Consider the following 22,318-nt stretch of genomic DNA (forward strand, 5'->3'; position numbering starts at 1 on the left):
AACGTGCGGTTTAGTACGTTCAAATTTTTCTTTAGACACGATCGTGTTCCTTCCTAGTTATGATTCGCCACGATCATTATTGATCGAGACGCGCCAGAAATTGCTATTTTATGCGCCAACGTCCGTCAGCGCAATATTTGGACGCATTGTTCTTAAAAAAAGTCAGCGACTTTATTAGAACAATCCGTCAGATTAGTAACCACGCTCCGCGACAATCTTGTCAGCGAAGGTTTTAGGTACTTCAGCGTACTCATTAAACTCCATAGAGTAAGACGCACGGCCTTGAGTAGCACTACGTAGGTCAGTGGCATAACCAAACATCTCAGATAGAGGTACTTGAGCACGGATGATCTTAAGACCAGCCACACCTTCATCCATACCTTCAATCATGCCGCGACGGCGGTTGATATCACCTACTACGTCACCCATCCAGTCTTCTGGAGTGGTTACTTCTACATTCATCATTGGCTCTAGAAGCACAGGTTGCGCTTCAAGTGAACCTTTCTTGAATGCCATTGAGCCAGCGATTTTAAACGCCATCTCGTTTGAGTCAACATCGTGGTAAGAACCATCAAACAGAGTCGCTTTAATGTCTAGTACTGGGTAACCAGCTACAACACCGCTGTTCATCTGCTCTTCGATACCTTTCGCTACCGAACTGATGTATTCCTTAGGAACAACACCACCCACGATTTCGTCAACAAAGACAAAACCTTCACCTTGCTCAGAAGGCTCAAGTTTAATCCAGACATGACCATATTGACCACGGCCGCCTGACTGACGAACGAATTTACCTTCAACTTCAGCAGAGCCACGAATAGTTTCGCGGTAAGCAACTTGAGGTTTACCCACGTTACAGTCAACGCTGAATTCACGCTTCATACGGTCAACGATGATATCTAGGTGAAGTTCACCCATACCTGAGATCAGAGTCTGACCCGTTTCGTCATCCGTTTCCACGCGGAACGATGGATCTTCAGCTGCTAGTTTACCTAGAGCGATACCCATTTTTTCTTGATCAGCAACAGAGCGAGGCTCTACTGCGATTTGAATTACTGGCTCAGGGAATTCCATGCGCTCTAGAATCACTTTGTGGTTCTGGTCACATAGAGTGTCACCTGTAGTCACGTCTTTAAGACCGATTGCAGCAGCAATGTCACCCGCGCGAACTTCTTTAACTTCTTCACGCTTGTTTGAGTGCATCTGTACAATACGGCCAAAACGCTCTTTCTTCTCTTTAACAGAGTTGTAAACCGCATCACCTGAGTTTACTACACCAGAGTAAACACGCATGAAGGTTAGCGAACCTACAAATGGGTCTGTTGCGATTTTGAATGCTAGCGCTGAGAACGGTTCGTTGTCGTCTGCGTGACGCTCAACTTCGTTGTCTTTTTCATCCACGCCCTTAATAGCAGGAACGTCGATTGGTGATGGCAAGTATTCAATAACTGCATCCAGTACCGCTTGTACACCTTTGTTCTTAAACGCACTACCACAAGTAGCCAGTACGATTTCGTTATTTAGTGTGCGAGTACGTAGAGCTTGTTTGATTTCAGCTTCAGTCAGCTCACCTTCTTCAAGGTACTTATCCATCAACTCTTCGCTTGCTTCAGCAGCAGACTCAACAAGATTGTTGCGCCACTCTTCCGCTAGCTCAACCATATCAGCTGGGATGTCTTCGTAAGTGAAAGTCATACCTTGGTCAGCTTCGTTCCAGTTGATTGCTTTCATCTTAATAAGATCAACAACACCACGGAACTCATCTTCTGCACCGATGTTCAGCTGGATAGGCACTGGAGTCGCACCTAGGCGAGTCTTGATTTGATCAACAACGCGTAGGAAGTCTGCACCAGCACGGTCCATTTTGTTTACGAACACTAGACGCGGTACATGGTACTTATCTGCTTGACGCCATACTGTCTCTGACTGAGGTTCAACACCTGATGAGCCACAGAACACAACCACTGCACCATCAAGTACACGAAGAGAACGTTCTACTTCAATCGTAAAGTCTACGTGTCCTGGGGTATCAATGATGTTTACGCGATGGTCTTGGAATTGCGCTTCCATACCGCGCCAGAAGGTCGTTGTTGCCGCAGATGTAATTGTAATACCACGCTCTTGCTCTTGCTCCATCCAGTCCATGGTTGCTGCACCATCGTGAACTTCGCCGATTTTATGAGAGAGACCAGTGTAGAACAGAATACGTTCTGTAGTGGTAGTTTTACCTGCATCTACGTGAGCACAGATACCGATGTTACGGTAGCGCTCAATAGGAGTTTTGCGAGCCACGATTGAATCCTCTTAACTTAGAGACTTAGGGACTATTGCTATATCAAAAAGTGGTCCCCTAGATATAGCAATAGTTCCTAGCATACGCATAGGAACTAAAAAAGTGCTGCAAGGAACCTTGCAGCACTGAAAAGGTATTACCAACGGTAATGAGCGAACGCTTTGTTTGCGTCAGCCATGCGGTGAACGTCTTCACGTTTCTTAACCGCAGTACCTTTGTTCTCAGACGCATCTAGCATTTCAGCAGCTAGGCGTTGAGCCATAGATTTTTCACCACGCTTACGCGCAGCTTCAACTACCCAACGCATAGCAAGTGCGTTACGGCGAACCGGACGTACTTCTACAGGTACTTGGTAAGTTGAACCACCTACACGGCGAGATTTAACTTCTACCGCTGGGCGAACATTTTCAAGAGCTTCTTCAAATACAGCTAAGTGATCTTTACCAGATTTCTCAGCCATAGCATCTAGTGCAGTGTAAACAATCTTCTCTGCAGTAGATTTCTTACCGTCAACCATTAGGATGTTAACGAATTTTGCCAGCAGTTCAGATTTGAACTTTGGATCTGGAAGGATCTTACGCTGACCGATGACGCGACGACGTGGCATGGATTTTCTCCGTTGTCTTCTTCAGGTTATCCAAAACTTTTCAGTTTCTTCAAAAATTAAAATTAATTTAGTGTTTGGCCTTACTTAACGGATACCATTAAGATTTTGGACGCTTAACACCGTACTTAGAACGACCTTGTTTACGGTCGTTAACGCCAGCACAGTCTAGTGCGCCGCGAACTGTGTGGTAACGCACACCTGGAAGGTCTTTTACACGACCGCCACGGATTAGAACAACTGAGTGCTCTTGAAGGTTGTGGCCTTCACCGCCGATGTACGAAGTCACTTCGAAGCCGTTTGTCAGACGTACACGACAAACTTTACGAAGTGCTGAGTTAGGTTTTTTAGGTGTAGTAGTGTAAACACGAGTACATACACCACGTTTTTGTGGGCACGCTTCTAGTGCAGGCACGTTGCTTTTAACAACTTGCTTTGCACGTGGCTTACGTACCAACTGGTTAATAGTTGCCATTAACTAGCTCCTGATTTACTTGAAAGTAAGCTTTGTGAAAAATCTAGCCCTAAATGCCATTGGCAATTAGGGACGCAAAATTCTATGCAGCAGTGAGATGTGTGTCAAGAAATATACAGATCTTTTTTGCTCAATGGGAAGGTGCTAACAGTAAATCTAAACGCACACCCACTAAAGAGGCTCAATTCCAGGTTAGAGAATTGGCATGATGCTCTGTGAGCTCAACAAAGCCTGCATAATCGACCGCAGTAACAGAAGGGCTCAAACGATTATAGACACCACGAGCCAATGCATCATTTTCAAGTACATACACTTGCAATGATTTTAGCAGTGAAAAGAGCCCATGCTGTGAATTGGCAGCATAAATGGCATCTTCAATCAGTAAGACTTGGTCACCTTCTTGGCAAAGCATGATCATGTCTTGGATGGCACTGGTGGTTTTTACGATATGCAGCATAGTCTGTGTAATAATATTGGCTTAAAAAGAGAGTAACTTACCGGCCTTCGCCAGTTTTTGTTTGAGTGAATCGAGGCTTGCTCGCTCTGCGTCTATAACGAGGTCAGCTTGGCTTAAGCCGCGTTCAGCCAAAGATTGTTCGCACACGAACACTTGCTCAATATCGTACAAGTCGAACAATTTAAGCATCGGCGCGTAATCTTTACTTAATATCCCCTGAGGCTGCTGACCTTGCAGCAACTGATAAACACCATCACCGAAAAATATAACGGTAATATCCTCACAGTAGGCCGACGCTGCTAATAGCGCATCGATGCCCTCTCGCCCATTGCTGACGCCATGAGGTGCAGTGCGAAATAGATACGTTAACTGACTCAAAACTGCACCACTCTATCTTGGGTTAACATCGCTTCAGCTAAACTGCCTAAGCCAGCTTGATGGAAGCCTTGAGCAAGGTTACTTTGTGCTAAGCCATGTTGCTTAGCTTCATCTTCGCTCACGATGCCGCGGCGCAGAGCCGCAGCTACGCACGTTTCTAAACGCACATTGTGCTTTTCCGCTAGCTGTTGCCAAGCTTTCGTCAAATCAAACTCATCATTCGCCGGTACACTGAGCGCAGTACCATTAGTCACGCCATCTTGATAGAAGAACACACTCACCAAAGTGTGCCCCTTCTCAATGAGAGCATCCGCAAATTGATAGGCACTACGCGCTGATTGACTACCGTACACCGAGCTGTTCACAACTAGGCTATAGCGGAGTGACTCTGAGCCAGATGCCATTACTCTTCGTCCTCAGTCTTACGCTGACGAATGTAAAGATAAACTGTGTGCTTAGAAATATTGAGACGATCCGCGACACGGTTGATGGCGTCTTTGATATCGAAGATACCTTTGTCGTACAACTCCATAACGATCTGACGGTTCTTAGTGTTGTTTGATACCGACTTGTCTGCGTTGATTTCTTCAATCGTGCGTTCAACGGTTTGGTCCACCAGCTCTTCTACGTCACTTGCAAAGTTCACTGACGAAGCCGCTTCTTTCGCTTCTTGCGTTGGCATAAAAGATTGCAACACCTGAGAGAAAGGCGCATCAAGGTTGACGTTGATACACAATAGACCAATCACTCGGTTCTCACCGTTGCGGATCGCAACAGTGATCGACTTCATCAATACGCCGCCTTTGGCGCGAGTAAAGTATGAACGTGAGAAGTTACGCTCAGAGCCTTCAATATCTTTGAGCATTTTTAATGCTAGATCGGTAATGGGAGAGCCCACCTGACGGCCAGTATTTTCGCCGTTAGCAATTTTGATGGCTGAAGTATTGAGATCTTCTAATGAGTGCAGAACGATTTCACAGAAAGGGCCAATCAGGCTCGCTATCCCGTCTACCACTGCTTCATAGGATTTTAGAATGATCTTATCGTGGTCACTAAATGGCATCACGTTGACGGATTCCATTTCAAGCAACATCTCCGTATTTAGGTTTTCTGTCGTCGTCACTGTATTTAGCCTTCGAACGAAAAATCAACAAATTGATGTAAGTTTATCAGAAATTTTGAATAGAACATCTAGCAATGCGAACAACTAGTGATTTAGAACAAATATTTACCAAGCTTTAGCTAACGTTTTGAGCAATTTACTGTGAGCACCTCCCCCTTAGGGTACTGCAAAAACGGAAAAGGCTCGGAAAACCGAGCCTTTTAATAAGAGATAGCAGTGAAGATTATTGAGCAACTTCTTCGCTGTTATCGATACCTAGCAATTCAACTTCAAATATTAGAGTCGAGTTGGCAGGAATCGTTGGCGTGTCTTGAGGACCGTATGCTAGCTCTGGCGGAATAACGAACTTAAACTTAGAACCCACAGGCATTAATTGAACGCCTTCAGTCCAACCAGCGATCACGCGATTTAGAGGGAATGACGCCGATTGGTTACGATCGTATGAGCTATCAAATTGAGTACCGTCAATCAATGTACCTTTGTAGTGTACTTCAACGGTATCCGTCTCTTTCGGTTGCTCACCTTGCGTTGGTGTTAGAACTTGGTACATCAGACCCGTATCTGTCGTTTTCACGCCTTCTTGCTTCGCAAACTCAGCGCGGAAATCATCACCCGCTTGCTTGTTAGCTGCCGCTTTTTCTTCAGCTAGCTTCTTCATGGTATCCGCTACGCGCTTGTCTAGGCTTTCTAGTGCTGCACGAGTCTGCTCTTCTGTCAGCTCAGCTTTACCTTCAAACACGTGCTCAATGCCTTGTAGTACCAACTTCTTATCAAGGTTAATGCCAATTTCACTTGGCTTATCCAGTGATGCACTTAGGTAGTTCGCAAATGAAACACCGATCGCGTAAGCCGCTTTGTCGTCATCATTTTGGAGATTCACTGACTGCGTTGTCGCAACTTCGACTTGCTCAGCAGCGGCAGGAGCTACTTCAGCTTTAGGCTCTTCTTCTTTCTGACAGCCTACTGCTAGCATAACTGTGGCCGCAAGCAGCGACACTTTAAACATTGATTTCATTGAATTCTCCATTTAATGGGCATTTTGTCTTTGCGCACAAATCTAAAATAAAAACTGGTGCGTATCTGTATGTTGTTCCAATATAACCAATATGGCAGCAAATAAATGAAATCCAAGTGGATATTTGGAACTTGAATGCGATTATTTTTTAATATTCTTCTGGGTGCTTTTGTCAGCATAGCGTTAAATGGCTGCTTTTTCTCCGTAAGTAACGATCAACGCTGGGAGCTTGAGCCGCAAGGCACGACAAGTTTTGCATTAAGTCGTGATGCTCGCTTCGCTTTAATCTACTCCAAACAACACCAACTGGTACTTTGGGATCTCGTTGACTCAAAACAACTGGCCAAACTTGGCGCTCAAGACCAACAAGAAAACCCAGTCTCACGAATCCGCATTTCAGATAATGGCCGATACGCGATTACCGCTAGCCAGATTAACTTCGCTGTATGGGATCTCGCATGGACCCAAGCTCAAGGTTTATGGTCTATCTCAGATGGCCTAATTCGAGACATCGATATCTCCAACAATGGCGAGCAAGTACTACTCGGCCTCTCTAACGGCAAGGCCATCCATGTCAATTTAGTCACCGGACGCCGTTTAGAGTTCCTTGCTCACCAAGAAAAAGTCAATTCCGTTGCACTTTCACCGAATGGTAAGTTTGCGCTGACCGGAGGTAATGATTACCACGCCTACTTATGGAACACCGAGACTGGCCAAATTCTAAGAGATTTCGAGCATGAGCAAAGAGTCAACCGCGTTGCTCTACAAAGAGATGGCCTTTATGCCTTCACCTCAGATGGTGGCAATCAAGCTGTAGTTTGGGATCTCAAAACAGGTAAGCAACTAAGCCGATTAAGCAGTTTCTCTCGCCAATTGATTTTTTCTGCCGCACGTTTTTCTGATGATGGTAGTCAGCTGATCACTGGCACGCCATCTAGCCGTATTATGGTGTGGAACACTGAGACAGGAAAAAGAGAATATGGATTTGAAGCCGAACCATTAAAAGATGCTCGTCCTCCTCGTGCGGTAGTGTATGATGCGGCCTTTGATGATCAGAACCGAATAGTGACTGGCACTTCTGCCGGAATCGCTCAGGCTTGGAAATTAGATTAAGACCATGACAGAAACAAAAGTTGAGAAGTTAGAACTGCGTATTGACGATTTAGAGTGTCAATTGGCATTTCAAGAGCAAACCATCGAATCACTTAACGAAGCCTTGAGCCAACAGCAGTTATTGATTACTAAAATGCAAGACCAGATGAAGTATGTGGTAGGTAAAGTGAAGAATATGGACTCTTCTAATCTTGCAGACTCTTCTGAAGAAACACCACCGCCGCATTACTAATACACATAAATAACACGCGCGGTAAAACGGCTACGCAAAACAGTATGCTATCACTACGCCCGCTACCACTAAGCATCCGCCGATACGACGTAATTGATTGTCTGGCTGACGACTAAGCTCAGCCACCATATTGCGCCAACCATTAGGTGCGATTAAAGGCCCTAGCCCTTCAACGATCAATACCAGCCCAATTGCGAGCCAAATGGAATTCGACATCTTGTATTCCTACTAAACTGAAGCAAAAAAGAAAGGCTCCTATTATAGGAGCCTTTCTGCTATCGGTTTGCGATTACTTCGCGCCTTTCGCATCATTCATGTATTGGAAGAACTCACTGTTCGGGTCCAGTACTAGAATATCACTCTTCTCGCTAAACGATTTCTCGTACGCTTTTAGTGAACGAAGAAAACTAAAGAATTCAGGGTCTTTACTGTAAGCATCAGAGTAAATCTTCGCAGCTTGAGCGTCAGCTTCACCACGTGTCACACGAGCCGTTCTGTCTGCTTCAGCTAGAATTTTTGCCACTTCAAGCTCAGCTTGAGCACGGATAACTTCCGCTTTCTCACGACCTTGCGAACGGTGCTTACGAGCCACTGATTCACGCTCGGCGCGCATACGTTTGTAGATAGAGTCGCTGATGTTATCTGGCAGGTTGATTTTCTTCATACGGAAATCAACAATTTCAACGCCCAAGTCAGTCATCGCACTTTCACGGGTACCCAAAAGCACATTTTCCATGATCTTGTCACGTTCACCATCAATCTCTAATGCTTCTTTTGCCGCTTCAGTGGTTACTTCTTCACTGTCAGCACTATCTGGTAGTACGTCATCATTACGCGGGCCTGAAACAATCTGCTTAATCTCACGAGAACCGATTTCAGAACGAAGTACGTTGGTAACCTTTCGCTCTAAAAGGTTCTCAGCATTGAGTGCATTACCCCCTCCTGTAGCTAAGTAGTAACGCCCAAAGTCTTTGATCTTCCACTTCACGTACGAATCGATGATTACGTCTTTTTTCTCAGACGTTACAAAACGGTCTGAACGACCATCCATCGTCTGAATACGCGCATCAAGCGTTTTTACGTTATCGAAAAATGGCATCTTAAAATGCAATCCTGGCTCGTAGATACGAGATACACCATTGTCGTCAAGTACTCGACCAAAACGGATAACAAACCCGCGCTCGCCTTCAGGAATCACAAATAGTGACATCAGCATAACTACAAGAGCAACCACCAATACAGGGATCGTTAACTTACGCATTATTAATATCTCCCTTGACGAGAACTGTCGCCACGACCTTGAGAGCTACTAGATGTCTCTGGCTGTGTTTCCAGCTCAATTTGATCGTAAACTGAGGTCTGCTTAGTTTGATTTTGTTGAGGCTTAGAAGACGATGAGCCTTGGCCAGCCAACTTATCGATTGGCAAGTAAAGCAAGTTGCCACTTGATTCTGAATCAATCAGCACTTTCGACGTACTTGTGTACACTTTTTCCATCGTATCTAGATACAGACGATTACGCGTAACCTCTGGCGCAGCTTGATATTCAGGTAATAGTTTCTCAAACTGTGCTACTTGACCTGTCGCACCATTTACAACACGTTCAGAGTAACCTTGAGCTTCTTTCTTTAAACGCTCTGCACGACCCGTTGCTTTAGGCAAAATATCATTGCTGTAAGCTTCAGCTTCACGCTCAAAACGCTCTTCATCCTCACGAGCTGCGATGGCATCATCAAATGCATCTTTAACTTGCTCTGGCGGACGTGCTGACTGGAAGTTCACATCAACAATCGCGATACCCATATCATAAGATTGAATAATCTCGTTAAGAGTATCCTCTGTACTTTGAGTAATCTGCTGACGACCACTGGTTAAGATGCTATCCATTAAAGAATCACCAATAACCGCACGCAATGCCGAGTCTGTAGCTTGGCGTAAGCTATCATCCGCATTCGTTACTACAAACAAGTATTTGTACGGATCAGAAACCTTGTACTGAACGTCCATGCCAATAGTCACTACGTTTTCATCTTTAGTCAGCATTAGACCCGATGCTCGTAAAGAACGAATTGCTTGTACGTTAACTTTGGTGACTTCGTCGATGAAACGAGGACGCCAGTTCAGACCAGGATCAACCACGCGATCGTATTTACCTAGACGCTGAACAACACCACGCTCGGCTTCACCAACAGTGTAAAAACCAGCAAAGAACCAGATCGCTACTGCAATAGCGGCGATTACACCAATACCTAGTGCACCACCACCGCTACCAATAGACGGCCCACTGCCACCTTTACCACCAAACTTTCCACCCAGTTTCTGACTCAGTTTATTAAAGACTTCGTCTAAGTCTGGCGGTCCTTGTTCACGGCCACCTTTGTTACCACGATTATTGTTACCCCAAGGGTCATTATCGCGGCCATTGTTGCCGTTGTTATTACCAGGCTCATTCCACGCCATTAGAAAGCTCCATCATTTGATATGACGTTATACTGTAGCAGTCATTTAAGTAACTATAAAGTCACGTAAAACTGCCCCTTCTCTTTTTTCAAGTCTAGACCAATCTACTTGTTGCATGCGGATATTAATCAACAAGTTTCCGTCTTGGTCATATTCTTCTTGCTGAATACACTTCATTTGGAAGAATGTACTACGCAATCGCCCTTGATTTTGTGGCGGAATGCACAGTTGGTATTGAACCATCTGACTAGCTAGTCTTGCGGTTAATGCTTCAAACAGAAGCTCAATACCTTGGCCTTCCATTGCCGAAACCCAAACCGCGCGAGGAACACCTTCCTCATCCAGTTCAATACGGGGCTTCTGACCTTCAAGATTATCAATCTTGTTCATGACAACTAGGCTCGGCACCTCGTGGGCATCGATCTCTTCTAGCACGTCCTGAACAGCTTGCATGTTCTCACGAAAACGCTCATCACTGGCATCGACAACATGTAACAAAATGTCAGCTTCTTGCGTCTCTTGTAACGTAGCTTTAAATGCCGCCACAAGATCGTGAGGTAGATGTCGGATAAAACCTACGGTGTCGGCCAATATGGCCGGTCCAACATCGTCTAATTCAATTTTCCGCAAAGTTGGATCCAACGTTGCGAATAGTTGATCGGCTGCGTACACCCCAGCTTCGGTAATGCGGTTAAACAGGGTAGATTTACCTGCGTTGGTATAACCCACTAACGAGATGGTTGGGATTTCTGCGCGATTTCTCGCTCGGCGACCTTGTTCACGCTGTTTTGCAACCTTGTCTAGTCGGCGCAGAATAGCTTTTATACGGTCACGCAATAAACGTCGGTCAGTTTCTAACTGAGTTTCACCTGGGCCACGTAAACCGATACCACCTTTTTGTCTTTCTAGGTGAGTCCAGCCACGAATAAGACGGGTAGAGATATGACGAAGCTGAGCAAGCTCAACTTGTAACTTACCTTCGTGGGTACGAGCACGTTGAGCAAAGATATCGAGGATCAAACCAGTACGATCTAATACGCGACATTTACAGAGTGCTTCGAGATTACGTTCTTGGGCAGGAGAGAGGGCGTGATTGAAAATCACAATATCAGCACTCGCCAATTGCACAGCTTGAGCAATTTCTTGTGCTTTACCCTCTCCGACATAGTATTTAGGGTGTGGTGACTGACGACTACCCGTTACAACTTGTAACGATGAGACACCAGCCGAAGACACCAGCATTTCAAACTCGCTGAGATCTTCCCACTCCCCTTCTTGCGTGAAGTTGATATGAACAAGTACGGCTCGCTCACCGGCTTCATAACGGTCAAACAAGCAATCAACTCCTTAATGTAAAACTAATTGGTATCTTCAGAGAATTACTCTTCTGATTTGTCTACCTGACGATCACCGCCTTGAGGACGGTCACCACTGTGGTGGCTCACTGGACGTGCAGGTACAACAGTAGAAATCGCGTGCTTGTACACCATTTGGTTAACAGTGTTTTTCAGCAAGATAACGAATTGGTCGAACGACTCAATTTGACCTTGTAGTTTAATACCGTTAACTAGGTAAATTGATACTGGGATACGTTCACGACGTAATGCATTTAAGAATGGGTCTTGTAAAGACTGCCCCTTAGCCATTTTATTTTCCTTATTTTGTAATTTTGTTTTAGTTATTTAGCTAGTGGTAAGCTGCAAATTTGGTGCGCCGTTGCATCTGAGCTAAACGAATAAAAAAACACCCCTGAGTTACTGTTATGAAGCCTAATGCAACAAAATTCAAGTAACAGATCCTTTACAGGGCACATTCACGCAAAAGCGATCACATTATACACAGCTAGAAGCGTCCGATGCTATGGCATTTGAAACAGTTTCTAGTGATTGTTCAATGTTTTCACTATCTAACCAAGTTAAATTATCCCAGCTGCGTAACCAGGTAATTTGTCGCTTGGCCAATTGACGAGTCGCACACACTCCACGGAAAACCGCTTCATCTAACGTGCACTGACCGTCCAAATAGTCCCACATTTGTCGATATCCAACACAGCGAATCGATGGAAGATCCGGGTGAAGATCATCACGCGCATATAGCGCCTTCATCTCATCTTCAAAGCCGGCATCGATCATTTTTTCAAACCTAAGTTCGATACGACGGTGGAGCTCAGCCCTTTCCTTGGGAGCTATTGCAAATTGTTTAACGTTAAACGGCAGGCTCTCACCCTTGGTTTTCGTTAACTCAGTAAGAGTTTTACCCGAAATTCGATAAACTTCCAACGCTCTAGATAACCTTTGTGGGTCATTAGGGTGGATACGCTGCGCAGAAACGGGATCTATCTCTCGTAATTGATCGTGCAGCACGTCCCAACCGAGAGTCAATGCTTCTTGTTCAATTTGTTGGCGAATCTCGGGGTTGGCCGCAGGAAGTGGCGATAAACCCTCTAATAATGCTTTGTAATACAGCATTGTGCCGCCAACCAACAGCGGGATCTTACCCTGCGCCACGATGTCATTCATCTCTTTGAGCGCATCACGACGGAAGTCTGCTGCGGAGTAGGCTTGCGCAGGATCGAGGATATCGATCAATCGATGTGGTGCAAGAGCCTGCTCTTCGGCATCAGGTTTTGCCGTGCCAATATCCATCCCTTGATAAATCAAAGCTGAATCCACTGAAATGATCTCTACCGGATATTTCTGACGTAGGCGAATGGCTAATTCCGTTTTACCTGATGCGGTTGGCCCCATTAAGAATAGAGCTAAAGGTAATTCTGTTTTCATAGATTAAAAGCTGAAATCGTTGCAGTAAAATCGATTGGTCGAACAAATTTAGGATCGTTTAGCGGTAACTTGTCCTGCCACAGCTGCTCTATTTGAGCAACAATTTGAATGGCTTCCGACAAAGTGTAGTCGCTTTTTACGCTTGTCACTTGATTTGCCAACCATTGTGACAACGCGTCGACTGGCAAGTTCTGCTCACTTTGCGATGCGCGAGCCGCGTAAGATAACAGATCTGGAATCAACTGTTGTAAGTTTTGTTGCCTTAATGGTTGAGGTACACCCATAACCATCAAAGATTGGTTATTTCGACTTTTAAACTCAATACCAAGCTGAGTGAACGTACTATTAAACCGCATGGCTGTATCGACTAACTCAGACTCCAACTTTAAGGACAATGGAACCAACAGCGGTTGAGCTTTTAATGGTTCTTGGGCAGATGGAATAAGCTGCCCCAAGTTTTTTAACCATTCCGCTTGAGCCATAGAGACCAAGCGAGCACCTTGTTTATCGGCCATCATCACAAAACGCCCTGATGCCATGCAGATGGCTTTGCCCAGAGCTTCAATAGGCGGATGAATATTATTGGCTTGCTCAGTGGAAGGTTCTGCATCTAATGATGGTTCAAACTCAGGAGTCTGCATCAATTCTTTATACGCTGCGACCTCTTGCTTAGACGGTGCCGGCGCTGAATAACGCTCTCTACTTGACGCTTTGCTACCTTGTGATGTCGGGCGAGACTCGACCCAATCGCTGCGCTGAGCTGGCTCTCGTACCGATGGCGGTTGAGTAGGCTCTGCTTTTGTCTGAGATGGCAACGTATCAGCGACGTATTTACCGGGATATGCCGGCTCTCGCTCTACAGCTTGATAAACTTGCTTGGTTACAGGTGAACTCTCTGATGAAGTTACATTTTGCGGCTCTAGGCTAACCGGCGCACTCGGCTCATGAAACGCCGATTGGTTTATCTCTGGCTTATCAATATGGCGGCTTTGCGCCAAAGCATCACTCAATGCTTGATAGATGAAGTCGTGCACGAGGCGAGCTTGATGAAAACGCACTTCATGTTTCGCTGGATGCACGTTAACGTCGACTTGATGTGGATCGATCTCAATAAACAATACGTAAGTGGCAAATTGATCTGGGCGTAAGCTAGTTTCATAACTTTGACGAATCGCATGATTGATCAACTTATCACGCATCATTCGGCCATTGACGTAGCAGTACTGAAGATCACTTTGCTGGCGAGCACCTTCCGGCGTGGTGATCCAGCCATGAAGTTTTAACCCTTGATGCTCTAGCTCTATTTTCAGCATGTTACGTACAAACGCATTGCCGCACACTGCCGCGATACGCTTCTCTGCTTGAGCTTCAGTTTTCGATGCACGGTATTGTTTCACCATCTTACCGTTATGACGCAAGTTAATCGTCACGTCAAAGCGGCTCAGAGCAATGCGTTTTAATAGTTCGTCAATATGGGCGAACTCAGTCTTCTCTGTTCGTAAAAACTTACGTCGTGCCGGTGTATTGAAGAATAGATCTAAAACCTCAACAGACGTACCTATTGGGTGGGCAGTCGGTTGAAGTTGAACCTGCATATCTCGACCTTCACTGTAAGCCGACCATGCTTGGTCTTGTGTCGCAGGGCGAGAGGTCATGGTTAAGCGTGAGACTGAAGAGATACTCGCAAGCGCTTCCCCACGAAAACCTAAGCTCATAATGGCTTCAAGATCATCAAGGGTATGGATCTTAGACGTCGCATGACGACTTAGCGCAAGACCAAGCTCGTCTTTGATGATGCCTTTGCCATTATCACGAACACGGATTAGCTTGGCACCACCTTTTTCGATGTCGATATCGATACGAGTCGCACCGGAGTCTAAGCTGTTTTCAACCAGCTCCTTCACGACCGATGCGGGCCTTTCCACTACCTCACCAGCCGCAATTTGGTTGGCAAGTCGAGCCGGTAAGATTTTGATCGTCATTACTGTACGCTCACTAACTGTGTGGAATGATCAATATCTGCCCAACGGCCAATTGATCCGATTTAAGGTTGTTCGCTTTACGCAGACTACTCACGCTTACGCCGTATTTTTTAGCGATCTTACCTAAGAACTCACCACGTTGAACTTTATGCTTTCGCAGCGGTTGGTCTTTCAAACTCACGGTAATTTTTAGTTTTTGTCCTAGCTTCAATGTATCTGATTTAAGCTTATTCTCGCGCTTGATTGCCGCGACCGACACTTTATATTTGCTTGCAATCTTACCTAAGTACTCACCTTTTTGAACCACATGAGTAATGGTCTTCGTTTCAACTGGATTTTTCACCACAGGTACTGAAACAGAGCCTTTCGCTCCCGGGATGGTAAGCACTTGGCCAATTGCTAAGCTGGTGCTTTTAAGCTTGTTCGATTGCATTATGGCTTTGGTGCTCGTGCCGTATTTCTTCGCAATCAAAGATAGAGACTCACCTTTTGCTACCTTGTGTTTGATGGTTTTGCCACGGTTAGCAAACAGAGTGCCCTCTGGTGGATTAGCTTCGAAATATTGCACGATCGCCTTCGTCAGCGCTCTGGCAAGTTTGTCTTGGTGGCTGCGTTGGAACAGTAACCTTTCTTCTGTCGGGTTAGTAATAAAGCCAGTCTCAACCAATACTGAAGGAATATCAGGCGACTTTAATACTGCCAAGCTCGCATTAACAGGCTCTTTCTTGTGTAAGTGAATACCGGCACGAGTCATCTCTCGCAGTATTTTAGTCGCAACTTTGTAGCCCTCTTTCTGTGAATGGCTAAATTGCAAATCAAGCAAGGTTTGGCTGACATTTTTGTCGTTAGTATTTTTAGACAATAAATCGCCCGCACCGCCCAATAGCTGCGATTGTTGCTCGTGGTTTTCTACCCAACGTGCGATTTCAGTGTTTGCACGGCGAGTGTTCAATACAAACACCGAACCACCGCGAGGCTTTGAGGTTCTAAATCCATCGGCGTGAATCGAAACCAAAAAGTGTGCTTTGTTTTTTCGCGCTATCTCAGAACGTTTATTGAGATTCACAAAATAATCACCACGACGAGTTAACACCGCTTTCATACCCGGCACGGCATTAATTTGGCTCGCGACTTTTTTCGATATCGCTAATGTCGCATGTTTCTCGTATTTTCTTGATGGACCGATTGAACCCGGATCTTCACCACCGTGTCCGGCATCAATCGCCACGACGATATCCGCAGTGCCATGCAGTTGAGAGGCATCTCGGCTTACTTGTGATGTACTTGAAGAACTAATAGGAGCCGTTGCTTTGGCTTTGCCATGGGCAATATCCACGACCAAGCGATGGCCATATTGACCACCAGGTGTTGGCGCCAACTTGAAGATTTGAACCGGTATTTTCTTTTTCAACTCAAACACCAAACGGTAAGTACTACTTTCTGGAGGTGAGCTTTTACGGACTTTCTTCAGTACTGGGCTATCTTTCACCGTAACAGGAAGCTTGGTACTAAGAGTGGTCTTTTTTAAGTCCACGACCAAGCGATCTGGGCTAGAGAGGGTGAAGTAACTAAACTCCGCCTCATTTTTCAGATCGATAACAACTCGAGTTTCATCTGGCGAGGGCCAGACACGCAAGCCTTCTAACGCATTTGCCCACACAGAAGTTGGAAGAAGACAAAGAGCAAATGCAAAAGAGACACAGACAGCGCGAAAAGATTTAAGAATCAACATAGCTCCAACTGATCTAACAAACGACATCCATATTCATTATTGGCAGACAGGGAGACAATTCGAGATTCGCCTTGGTAACGCAGTTCAATATCTAAATCAGCGCCCGGCAGCAAGCCTTCCCCTTTTTCTGGCCACTCAACTAAACAAATCGCATCTGGAGTGAAATAGTCGCGAATTCCCATAAATTCTAGTTCTTCAGGATCCGCTAAACGATACAAGTCAAAGTGATACACCTGCCATTGATCTAACTGGTAAGGTTCTACCAATGTGTAAGTTGGGCTTTTCACATTGCCTTGGTGGCCTAATGCACGCACAAAACCACGACTAAATGTCGTTTTGCCAGCTCCCAAATCGCCATGCAAATAAATGGTGGTTTGTTGAGAACAAAGATTGGCTAGAGCCGTCCCTAGTTGAATCGTTGCTTGCTCATCTTTAAGGGCGAATTGTTTTGTGCTCATGAATAAATTTCTCGATAAATGACTATATAAAAATCAAAAGAACAGGAATAGTAAACTGGGTTGGAATTGAGAGACAAGATCTCTTGTGCAAGTAAAAGGAAAATAATCGTAAATAACGCCACTTTTTTGCGAATTTCGTTGCTAGATTCAAACTATAAGATCTTGTAAGATCCTGCCCCCTTTCATTGAGTGTCGCTAGCATGAACTATCAACAACTCGCAGATCAGATCAAACTTTGGGCCAAAGAGCTGGGTTTCCAGAAAGTTGGGATCTGTGATGTCGATTTAAAACAGCATGAAGCGGCGCTACAAAAATGGCTAGATAACGGCTATCACGGTGACATGGATTGGATGGCAAGACACGGTATGATGCGCGCGCGTCCCGATGAGTTACTGCCCGGCACCGTACGTGTGATCAGTGTTCGTATGGATTACCTACCGCCAGAAGCTGAGTTTGCTTCCAACCTATCCGACCCTACTCAAGCTTATGTGAGCCGCTATGCACTGGGGCGCGACTACCACAAGCTGATTCGTAATCAACTGAAAAAGCTTGGCCAAAAAATCGAACAAGAAGTGGGGCAATATGGCTATCGCCCCTTTGTTGACTCAGCCCCTATCCTAGAAAGGCCACTGGCACAAAAAGCCGGATTAGGCTGGAGCGGTAAGCACTCACTGATTCTTGATAAAGAGTGTGGGTCATGGTTCTTTTTAGGTGAGTTGCTGATCGACTTGCCGCTACCCGTAGATGAACCAAGTGAAGATCAATGTGGTAAATGCACCGCTTGTATAACATCTTGCCCGACGAATGCCATTATCGAAGAGGGTATCGTTGATGCGCGCCGTTGTATCTCTTACCTCACCATCGAATTTGACGGCGTGATTCCAGAAGAGTTTCGTCGCCCCATGGGGAATCGAATTTATGGCTGTGATGACTGCCAGCTAGTATGCCCATGGAATCGCTTTTCCACACTAACAGAACAAGATGACTTCCATCGTAGGAATGCCCTCAAAAGTCCAGACTTGCTAAACCTATTTCTTTGGGATGAAAACACCTTTCTAAAAAACATGGAAGGCTCAGCTATTCGGCGAATTGGACACCTACAATGGTTGAGAAACTTATCGGTCGCAATTGGTAATGCGCCATATTCTCTCAGTCTTGTAGAAGCACTAGAAAGCCGCAGAGGCCTAAGCGATGTATTGGATGAACATATTGAATGGGCATTGGAGCAACAAATGGCGCAGTTGTCAGAAAAGTACACAACGAACAACAAACACGCCCGATTGATTCGAATCGTTCAAAAAGGAATGCCTCGAGATGCATAACAATTGCAGCAATTCTAGCTAAATAGTTTGATTTTGGTCTAAAAATTCCGAATGTGGAAAAACAACATACCTAACGAACTTTTGTGGATTTATTTGAAAGTTAACCACAATAGTAATAAATGACTAGGATCAAAGAATTGCGAGTTAATGATCAAACTCAGGAGTAAAGGGATAGCCAGAAAACGACACTAAACACAACAAAAACAATGACTTACCATAAACACCAAACGACAAACCTTTCTCTTTACAGCAAAAAGATCTTTCTCGCGGAACGTTATCAAAAGCAATAAATCAGGTTACCCACCAAGTTATCCACAGAGTATATTTTGTGGATAAGTCTGTTGACAGATAGCAGAAAGCCCAAAGACTAGGCGTTTGTAGCTGTTTGACAAGCAGTAAACCTATCACTGACAGACATAAAAACGCCCACCTAAGAATAGGAGGACTTCAATTTTTTGGGGATTGATGCTTCTCAGCATTAGAAAGAGCGTGGCGATATATCCGCCAGTTCAAATGAGGTCTTCATTTGAAGGAAGTTGGAGCGACACACGAGGTTCGAACTCGTGACCTCAACCTTGGCAAGGTTGCGCTCTACCAACTGAGCTAGTGTCGCATTTTGTCACTGTTAAAGCACAATGAGAGCAATTTTAACCACTTAAGAAAAAAGTGGAGCGACACACGAGGTTCGAACTCGTGACCTCAACCTTGGCAAGGTTGCGCTCTACCAACTGAGCTAGTGTCGCATGATAAATCGCATCAGCAATTCATCTAAATTTGGTTGCGGGGGCCGGATTTGAACCGACGACCTTCGGGTTATGAGCCCGACGAGCTACCAAGCTGCTCCACCCCGCGTCCGTATTTCACCATTCAAAGCATGATGATAGCTTATTAATTTGGAGCGACACACGAGGTTCGAACTCGTGACCTCAACCTTGGCAAGGTTGCGCTCTACCAACTGAGCTAGTGTCGCATCAACAACGTTTCCGTCGTTCAGGGCTGCGAATTATAAGAGCATTTTTTTGTGATGCAAGTCCTTCCTGCAAAAAATCTGTGTTTTTTTCTCGTTTGATGAAAAAGCACACAAAAGCGAACAAGCCTTATACATTCTGAGCAATTCATAAACGGCTTATTATTACAAAAACATATTTGAATCCAGATACTTTCTAACATTCACCAACCAAAAATTCAGCACCAAATGAGATATGGAGCTGTAAATAGATTCTCAAAACTTATCTTAACTGGTGAAAAGCCTGTGTTTTATATATAACAGATTGCTTAATTTTCGGACATTGTTCTTATTTGTCCATTTGCAATTGCATTTGATGGAGCAAGCAATGGCACTTTTTCATTTTTCGCCGCGATTTCTAATCAGCACTTTGAGCATTTTGCTGATGTTTTCTTTGTCCGGTTGTGGCTCTATGCCTAAGCCTGTACGCAATTTAGGCAAAACCGACGTCGACTTTGTCATGGACGTTCATGCAAAACAGCAGAAAGTTCTGTTAATGGAGCTAACCCGAAAACTCTACGTCCGTAACCCCGATGAACTACAAAAAGCCGAAGGGGTAAGTGTAGAGCAACGAATGAAGCAAATATTCGGCGAGGCTGATGCAGTTGATTTGCCACCATTAGTCTTTGATGAACTCGAAGGCAAAACTGGGATCGAAGCAATCTTGCTCTCTTTCGATGATAATTTTGCCGGCGATAGAGTATTTGCAGCAATTGTCGGTTTATCAGAGATGTTGCGACGCTCTTACAACCACCAGCAAGAATTTTTCATTATCGATTCATTAGACGAACAGGCGCTATATAACAGTGCTCGAAATATTGAAGTGTTTGTCTGGCGCTTATATCACCGTAAAGATGAAAATGGTGAACTGTTCTTACTAACCAATGATGTTTCTGATGGCCAATTTGATACGAGCTTTGATCGTATTTTCTCTAAGATGGTGATGGTGCAAGAAATGATGGCTTATATTGTCGCAGACAAAACCAATCGCAGTATCACCAAAGTGGCTCATGGTGTTGCTCAGTTCGTCTTCTTACCTATCCCTTAACGGCTAAAAAAAACGCTGTCATTAGACAGCGTTTTAGAACTCAATTTACCGTTAAATACTAAAGATCGTTTGGCGATAGTATTTTAACTCAGCAATAGACTCACGAATGTCATCTAACGCTAAGTGACTGCCTGATTTTAAGAAACCATCCAATACTTCAGGCTTCCAACGACGAGTTAACTCTTTTAACGTACTGACATCTAAATAGCGATAGTGGAAATACTCTTCCAACTCAGCCATGTGTTTGTATAAGAAGCGACGGTCTTGACCAATACTGTTACCACAGATTGGCGATTTACCTTTTGGTACCCATTTCTCTAAAAACTCGACCGTTTGGCGAATGGCTTCTTGTTCATCTACTTTGCTGTTACGAACGCGTTCAACCAAGCCGCTATTGGTGTGTGTGTTGGTACACCAATCATCCATCTTCGCCAGTTCTTCTTCTGGCTGATGAATAGCAAGCACCGGCCCTTCTGCCAGAATATTCAGTTCACTATCGGTAACAATAGTGGCAATTTCGATAATTTTATGGGTTTCTGGATCAAGCCCAGTCATCTCAAGATCAACCCAAATTAAGTTCTGATCGTTAAAGGACATAAATCGTTGCCTATTGGTTTTTCGCTAAAAAAGGTACTATACCCAAATTCGGATACCCAAGATAGCAATCTACGGTATCGAACCTAAGAGAAACAGATTAAGTAGATCATCGTGGCAAAAAAGAAAAAGCTAACTAAAGGTCAGGTAAGACGAGTACGCAGCAACCAAAAAAGGAAGCTGACAAAAGACGAAAGCATCCAGTGGGATGAGTCAATGCTAGGCGCAGCCAAAAAAGGCCTAGTCATAACTCGCTTTGGCCAACATGCTGATATTGAAGATACTGAAACCGGCGAGATTCAGCGCTGCAATTTGCGTCGCGGTATTGAAACCCTTGTTTCGGGCGATAACGTCATTTGGCGTCCGGGCCACGAAGCAATGGAAGGCATTTCTGGTGTCGTTGAAGCTGTTGAGCCGCGTCACTCAGTACTTACACGCCCTGATTACTATGATGGTCTAAAACCCGTTGCTGCTAACATCGATCAAATGGTAATTGTTTCTTCTGTACTTCCTGAACTGTCTCTGAACATTATTGACCGTTACTTAGTGGCAGCTGAAACATTAAAAATCGCCCCACTGTTGGTGCTAAACAAAATTGATTTATTAGACCAAGAGCAACGTGAGCTGTTCCAAGACTGGATGAGTGAATACGAGCATATTGGCTACAAAGTTCTTTTTGTTAGTAAAGAGAGCAAAGAAGGCATTGCGGAATTAGAGCAAGAGCTGCATGGCCGCATCAATATTTTTGTTGGTCAATCTGGTGTAGGTAAATCCAGTTTAGTCAATGCGCTGATGCCTGAGCTGGATATTGAAGAGGGTGCGGTTTCAGAAAACTCCGGCCTTGGTCAACATACGACGACAGCAGCGCGCTTGTATCACATCCCTACTGGTGGTGACCTAATAGACTCTCCAGGAGTTCGTGAATTTGGTTTATGGCATTTAGAACCAGAAGAAATTACAGAAGCCTTTATTGAGTTCCGCCCATACCTTGGTGGATGCAAATTTAGAGACTGTAAGCACCTTGACGATCCTGGCTGTGTGCTACGAGAAGCGGTCGAAGAGGGTGAGATAAGCGAAGTCCGCTTCGAAAACTACCACCGTATTCTGGAAAGCATGCTCGAGAACAAAGCAAACCGTCAGTACTCTCGTAACAAGAAAGCGGATCTTTAACGCAGCGACCATCGGCAACTGCTGACTTTTGCTGATTTTTTGAGTAACATCTCGCGCCCTAAAGTTTGAAACAGAC

General features: G+C 44.8%; 23 protein-coding genes and 4 tRNA genes. 5 read left to right on the forward strand and 22 right to left on the reverse strand.

What is annotated here, in order from left to right:
• Positions 1–192: 192 nt before the first annotated feature.
• From fusA to fkpA, 8 genes are all read right to left on the reverse strand, one after another.
• A complete protein-coding gene (fusA, locus tag OH461_RS19135) occupies positions 193–2,292 on the reverse strand; it encodes an elongation factor G (protein WP_270022142.1) in 2,100 nt (699 codons plus the stop codon).
• A 137-nt stretch (positions 2,293–2,429) separates the two neighbouring features.
• The gene (gene rpsG / locus OH461_RS19140; RefSeq protein WP_004737195.1) at positions 2,430–2,900 is read right to left on the reverse strand and encodes a 30S ribosomal protein S7; all 471 of its coding nucleotides are present in this window, start codon (positions 2,898–2,900) and stop codon (positions 2,430–2,432) included.
• A 97-nt stretch (positions 2,901–2,997) separates the two neighbouring features.
• Positions 2,998–3,372, reverse strand: coding sequence for a 30S ribosomal protein S12 (rpsL, locus tag OH461_RS19145; protein ID WP_004399892.1), 375 nt, complete (start codon positions 3,370–3,372; stop codon positions 2,998–3,000).
• Positions 3,373–3,553: 181 nt separating this feature from the next.
• Positions 3,554–3,829, reverse strand: a complete 276-nt coding sequence (tusB, locus tag OH461_RS19150) for a sulfurtransferase complex subunit TusB (protein ID WP_270022143.1) — start codon at positions 3,827–3,829, stop codon at positions 3,554–3,556.
• 21 nt (positions 3,830–3,850) lie between these two features.
• Positions 3,851–4,207, reverse strand: coding sequence for a sulfurtransferase complex subunit TusC (tusC, locus tag OH461_RS19155; protein WP_270022144.1), 357 nt, complete (start codon positions 4,205–4,207; stop codon positions 3,851–3,853).
• Positions 4,204–4,611, reverse strand: a complete 408-nt coding sequence (gene tusD / locus OH461_RS19160) for a sulfurtransferase complex subunit TusD (RefSeq protein ID WP_270022145.1) — start codon at positions 4,609–4,611, stop codon at positions 4,204–4,206. The genes tusC and tusD overlap by 4 nt, the downstream gene beginning before the upstream one ends.
• Positions 4,611–5,330, reverse strand: coding sequence for a helix-turn-helix transcriptional regulator (locus OH461_RS19165; RefSeq protein ID WP_270022146.1), 720 nt, complete (start codon positions 5,328–5,330; stop codon positions 4,611–4,613). Before OH461_RS19165 ends, tusD begins: the two co-directional genes overlap by 1 nt.
• A 223-nt stretch (positions 5,331–5,553) precedes the next feature.
• Positions 5,554–6,345 carry an FKBP-type peptidyl-prolyl cis-trans isomerase gene (gene fkpA, locus OH461_RS19170; protein WP_270022147.1) on the reverse strand — a complete coding sequence of 264 codons (792 nt, stop codon included), beginning with the start codon at positions 6,343–6,345 and terminating at the stop codon, positions 5,554–5,556.
• Positions 6,346–6,480: 135 nt separating this feature from the next.
• Here fkpA and OH461_RS19175 point away from each other — a divergent pair, with 135 nt between their 5' ends.
• Together OH461_RS19175 and OH461_RS19180 are read left to right on the forward strand one after the other, a co-directional pair.
• Positions 6,481–7,458 carry a WD40 repeat domain-containing protein gene (locus tag OH461_RS19175; RefSeq protein ID WP_270022148.1) on the forward strand — a complete coding sequence of 326 codons (978 nt, stop codon included), beginning with the start codon at positions 6,481–6,483 and terminating at the stop codon, positions 7,456–7,458.
• Positions 7,459–7,462: 4 nt separating this feature from the next.
• Positions 7,463–7,690: a SlyX family protein gene (locus OH461_RS19180; protein ID WP_270022149.1), complete on the forward strand. Its 228-nt coding sequence runs from the start codon at positions 7,463–7,465 to the stop codon at positions 7,688–7,690.
• Between the two features lie 30 nt (positions 7,691–7,720).
• Here the strand turns inward: OH461_RS19180 and OH461_RS19185 are convergent, their stop codons facing one another.
• The 9 genes from OH461_RS19185 to tsaE all read right to left on the reverse strand — a co-directional run bounded on the left by OH461_RS19185 (position 7,721) and on the right by tsaE (position 17,102).
• Positions 7,721–7,906, reverse strand: a complete 186-nt coding sequence (locus OH461_RS19185; protein ID WP_270022150.1) for a DUF2065 domain-containing protein — start codon at positions 7,904–7,906, stop codon at positions 7,721–7,723.
• A gap of 73 nt (positions 7,907–7,979) precedes the next feature.
• A complete protein-coding gene (gene hflC, locus OH461_RS19190; protein WP_270022151.1) occupies positions 7,980–8,951 on the reverse strand; it encodes a protease modulator HflC in 972 nt (323 codons plus the stop codon).
• Between the two features lie 2 nt (positions 8,952–8,953).
• A complete protein-coding gene (gene hflK, locus OH461_RS19195; protein WP_270022152.1) occupies positions 8,954–10,150 on the reverse strand; it encodes an FtsH protease activity modulator HflK in 1,197 nt (398 codons plus the stop codon).
• Positions 10,151–10,195: 45 nt separating this feature from the next.
• Complete coding sequence (hflX, locus tag OH461_RS19200; RefSeq protein WP_270022153.1) at positions 10,196–11,485, reverse strand: ribosome rescue GTPase HflX; 1,290 nt, start codon at positions 11,483–11,485, stop codon at positions 10,196–10,198.
• A gap of 44 nt (positions 11,486–11,529) precedes the next feature.
• Positions 11,530–11,796 carry an RNA chaperone Hfq gene (hfq, locus tag OH461_RS19205; protein ID WP_260261308.1) on the reverse strand — a complete coding sequence of 89 codons (267 nt, stop codon included), beginning with the start codon at positions 11,794–11,796 and terminating at the stop codon, positions 11,530–11,532.
• A 186-nt stretch (positions 11,797–11,982) separates the two neighbouring features.
• On the reverse strand, positions 11,983–12,930 hold the full coding sequence (gene miaA / locus OH461_RS19210) for a tRNA (adenosine(37)-N6)-dimethylallyltransferase MiaA (RefSeq protein ID WP_270022154.1): 948 nt from the start codon (positions 12,928–12,930) through the stop codon (positions 11,983–11,985).
• The gene (mutL, locus tag OH461_RS19215) at positions 12,927–14,912 is read right to left on the reverse strand and encodes a DNA mismatch repair endonuclease MutL (protein ID WP_270022155.1); all 1,986 of its coding nucleotides are present in this window, start codon (positions 14,910–14,912) and stop codon (positions 12,927–12,929) included. The genes miaA and mutL overlap by 4 nt, the downstream gene beginning before the upstream one ends.
• A 13-nt stretch (positions 14,913–14,925) precedes the next feature.
• Positions 14,926–16,644, reverse strand: coding sequence for a LysM peptidoglycan-binding domain-containing protein (locus tag OH461_RS19220; RefSeq protein WP_270022156.1), 1,719 nt, complete (start codon positions 16,642–16,644; stop codon positions 14,926–14,928).
• Positions 16,638–17,102: a tRNA (adenosine(37)-N6)-threonylcarbamoyltransferase complex ATPase subunit type 1 TsaE gene (gene tsaE / locus OH461_RS19225; protein ID WP_260261304.1), complete on the reverse strand. Its 465-nt coding sequence runs from the start codon at positions 17,100–17,102 to the stop codon at positions 16,638–16,640. Before tsaE ends, OH461_RS19220 begins: the two co-directional genes overlap by 7 nt.
• Positions 17,103–17,302: 200 nt before the next feature.
• Here tsaE and queG point away from each other — a divergent pair, with 200 nt between their 5' ends.
• Positions 17,303–18,424 carry a tRNA epoxyqueuosine(34) reductase QueG gene (gene queG / locus OH461_RS19230; RefSeq protein ID WP_270022157.1) on the forward strand — a complete coding sequence of 374 codons (1,122 nt, stop codon included), beginning with the start codon at positions 17,303–17,305 and terminating at the stop codon, positions 18,422–18,424.
• Between the two features lie 537 nt (positions 18,425–18,961).
• Here the strand turns inward: queG and OH461_RS19235 are convergent.
• The 4 genes from OH461_RS19235 to OH461_RS19250 form a co-directional block, all read right to left on the reverse strand.
• Positions 18,962–19,037 (reverse strand) — tRNA-Gly (locus OH461_RS19235).
• A 54-nt stretch (positions 19,038–19,091) separates the two neighbouring features.
• Positions 19,092–19,167, reverse strand: a tRNA-Gly gene (locus OH461_RS19240).
• A 32-nt stretch (positions 19,168–19,199) separates the two neighbouring features.
• Positions 19,200–19,276: transfer RNA gene (locus OH461_RS19245), tRNA-Met, on the reverse strand.
• A gap of 42 nt (positions 19,277–19,318) precedes the next feature.
• A tRNA-Gly gene (locus OH461_RS19250) sits at positions 19,319–19,394 on the reverse strand.
• Positions 19,395–19,758: 364 nt separating this feature from the next.
• Between OH461_RS19250 and OH461_RS19255 the strand changes: the two genes are divergently transcribed.
• Positions 19,759–20,478 carry a hypothetical protein gene (locus OH461_RS19255; protein ID WP_270022158.1) on the forward strand — a complete coding sequence of 240 codons (720 nt, stop codon included), beginning with the start codon at positions 19,759–19,761 and terminating at the stop codon, positions 20,476–20,478.
• Between the two features lie 51 nt (positions 20,479–20,529).
• Here OH461_RS19255 and orn read toward each other — a convergent pair whose 3' ends face one another.
• A complete protein-coding gene (orn, locus tag OH461_RS19260; RefSeq protein WP_270022159.1) occupies positions 20,530–21,075 on the reverse strand; it encodes an oligoribonuclease in 546 nt (181 codons plus the stop codon).
• A gap of 111 nt (positions 21,076–21,186) precedes the next feature.
• Here orn and rsgA point away from each other — a divergent pair, with 111 nt between their 5' ends.
• On the forward strand, positions 21,187–22,242 hold the full coding sequence (gene rsgA / locus OH461_RS19265) for a small ribosomal subunit biogenesis GTPase RsgA (RefSeq protein WP_270022161.1): 1,056 nt from the start codon (positions 21,187–21,189) through the stop codon (positions 22,240–22,242).
• The last annotated feature ends 76 nt before the right edge of the window (positions 22,243–22,318 follow it).

The organism is Vibrio sp. LaRot3, assembly GCF_027587025.1.
Classification (GTDB): Bacteria; Pseudomonadota; Gammaproteobacteria; order Enterobacterales; family Vibrionaceae; genus Vibrio.

What these genes read in the sequence shown, in the direction of transcription:
- hflK (WP_270022152.1), bottom strand. Translation starts at nt 10,150, where the DNA reads ATGGCGTGGAATGAGCCTGGTAATAACAACGGCAACAATGGCCGCGAT.
- OH461_RS19255 (WP_270022158.1), top strand. Translation starts at nt 19,759, where the DNA reads ATGGCACTTTTTCATTTTTCGCCGCGATTTCTAATCAGCACTTTGAGC.
- rpsL (WP_004399892.1), bottom strand. Translation starts at nt 3,372, where the DNA reads ATGGCAACTATTAACCAGTTGGTACGTAAGCCACGTGCAAAGCAAGTT.
- OH461_RS19185 (WP_270022150.1), bottom strand. Translation starts at nt 7,906, where the DNA reads ATGTCGAATTCCATTTGGCTCGCAATTGGGCTGGTATTGATCGTTGAA.
- tusB (WP_270022143.1), bottom strand. Translation starts at nt 3,829, where the DNA reads ATGCTGCATATCGTAAAAACCACCAGTGCCATCCAAGACATGATCATG.
- fkpA (WP_270022147.1), bottom strand. Translation starts at nt 6,345, where the DNA reads ATGAAATCAATGTTTAAAGTGTCGCTGCTTGCGGCCACAGTTATGCTA.
- rpsG (WP_004737195.1), bottom strand. Translation starts at nt 2,900, where the DNA reads ATGCCACGTCGTCGCGTCATCGGTCAGCGTAAGATCCTTCCAGATCCA.
- tusD (WP_270022145.1), bottom strand. Translation starts at nt 4,611, where the DNA reads ATGGCATCTGGCTCAGAGTCACTCCGCTATAGCCTAGTTGTGAACAGC.
- mutL (WP_270022155.1), bottom strand. Translation starts at nt 14,912, where the DNA reads ATGACGATCAAAATCTTACCGGCTCGACTTGCCAACCAAATTGCGGCT.
- OH461_RS19180 (WP_270022149.1), top strand. Translation starts at nt 7,463, where the DNA reads ATGACAGAAACAAAAGTTGAGAAGTTAGAACTGCGTATTGACGATTTA.
- miaA (WP_270022154.1), bottom strand. Translation starts at nt 12,930, where the DNA reads ATGAAAACAGAATTACCTTTAGCTCTATTCTTAATGGGGCCAACCGCA.
- hflC (WP_270022151.1), bottom strand. Translation starts at nt 8,951, where the DNA reads ATGCGTAAGTTAACGATCCCTGTATTGGTGGTTGCTCTTGTAGTTATG.
- hfq (WP_260261308.1), bottom strand. Translation starts at nt 11,796, where the DNA reads ATGGCTAAGGGGCAGTCTTTACAAGACCCATTCTTAAATGCATTACGT.
- orn (WP_270022159.1), bottom strand. Translation starts at nt 21,075, where the DNA reads ATGTCCTTTAACGATCAGAACTTAATTTGGGTTGATCTTGAGATGACT.
- queG (WP_270022157.1), top strand. Translation starts at nt 17,303, where the DNA reads ATGAACTATCAACAACTCGCAGATCAGATCAAACTTTGGGCCAAAGAG.
- OH461_RS19175 (WP_270022148.1), top strand. Translation starts at nt 6,481, where the DNA reads ATGCGATTATTTTTTAATATTCTTCTGGGTGCTTTTGTCAGCATAGCG.
- tsaE (WP_260261304.1), bottom strand. Translation starts at nt 17,102, where the DNA reads ATGAGCACAAAACAATTCGCCCTTAAAGATGAGCAAGCAACGATTCAA.
- OH461_RS19220 (WP_270022156.1), bottom strand. Translation starts at nt 16,644, where the DNA reads ATGTTGATTCTTAAATCTTTTCGCGCTGTCTGTGTCTCTTTTGCATTT.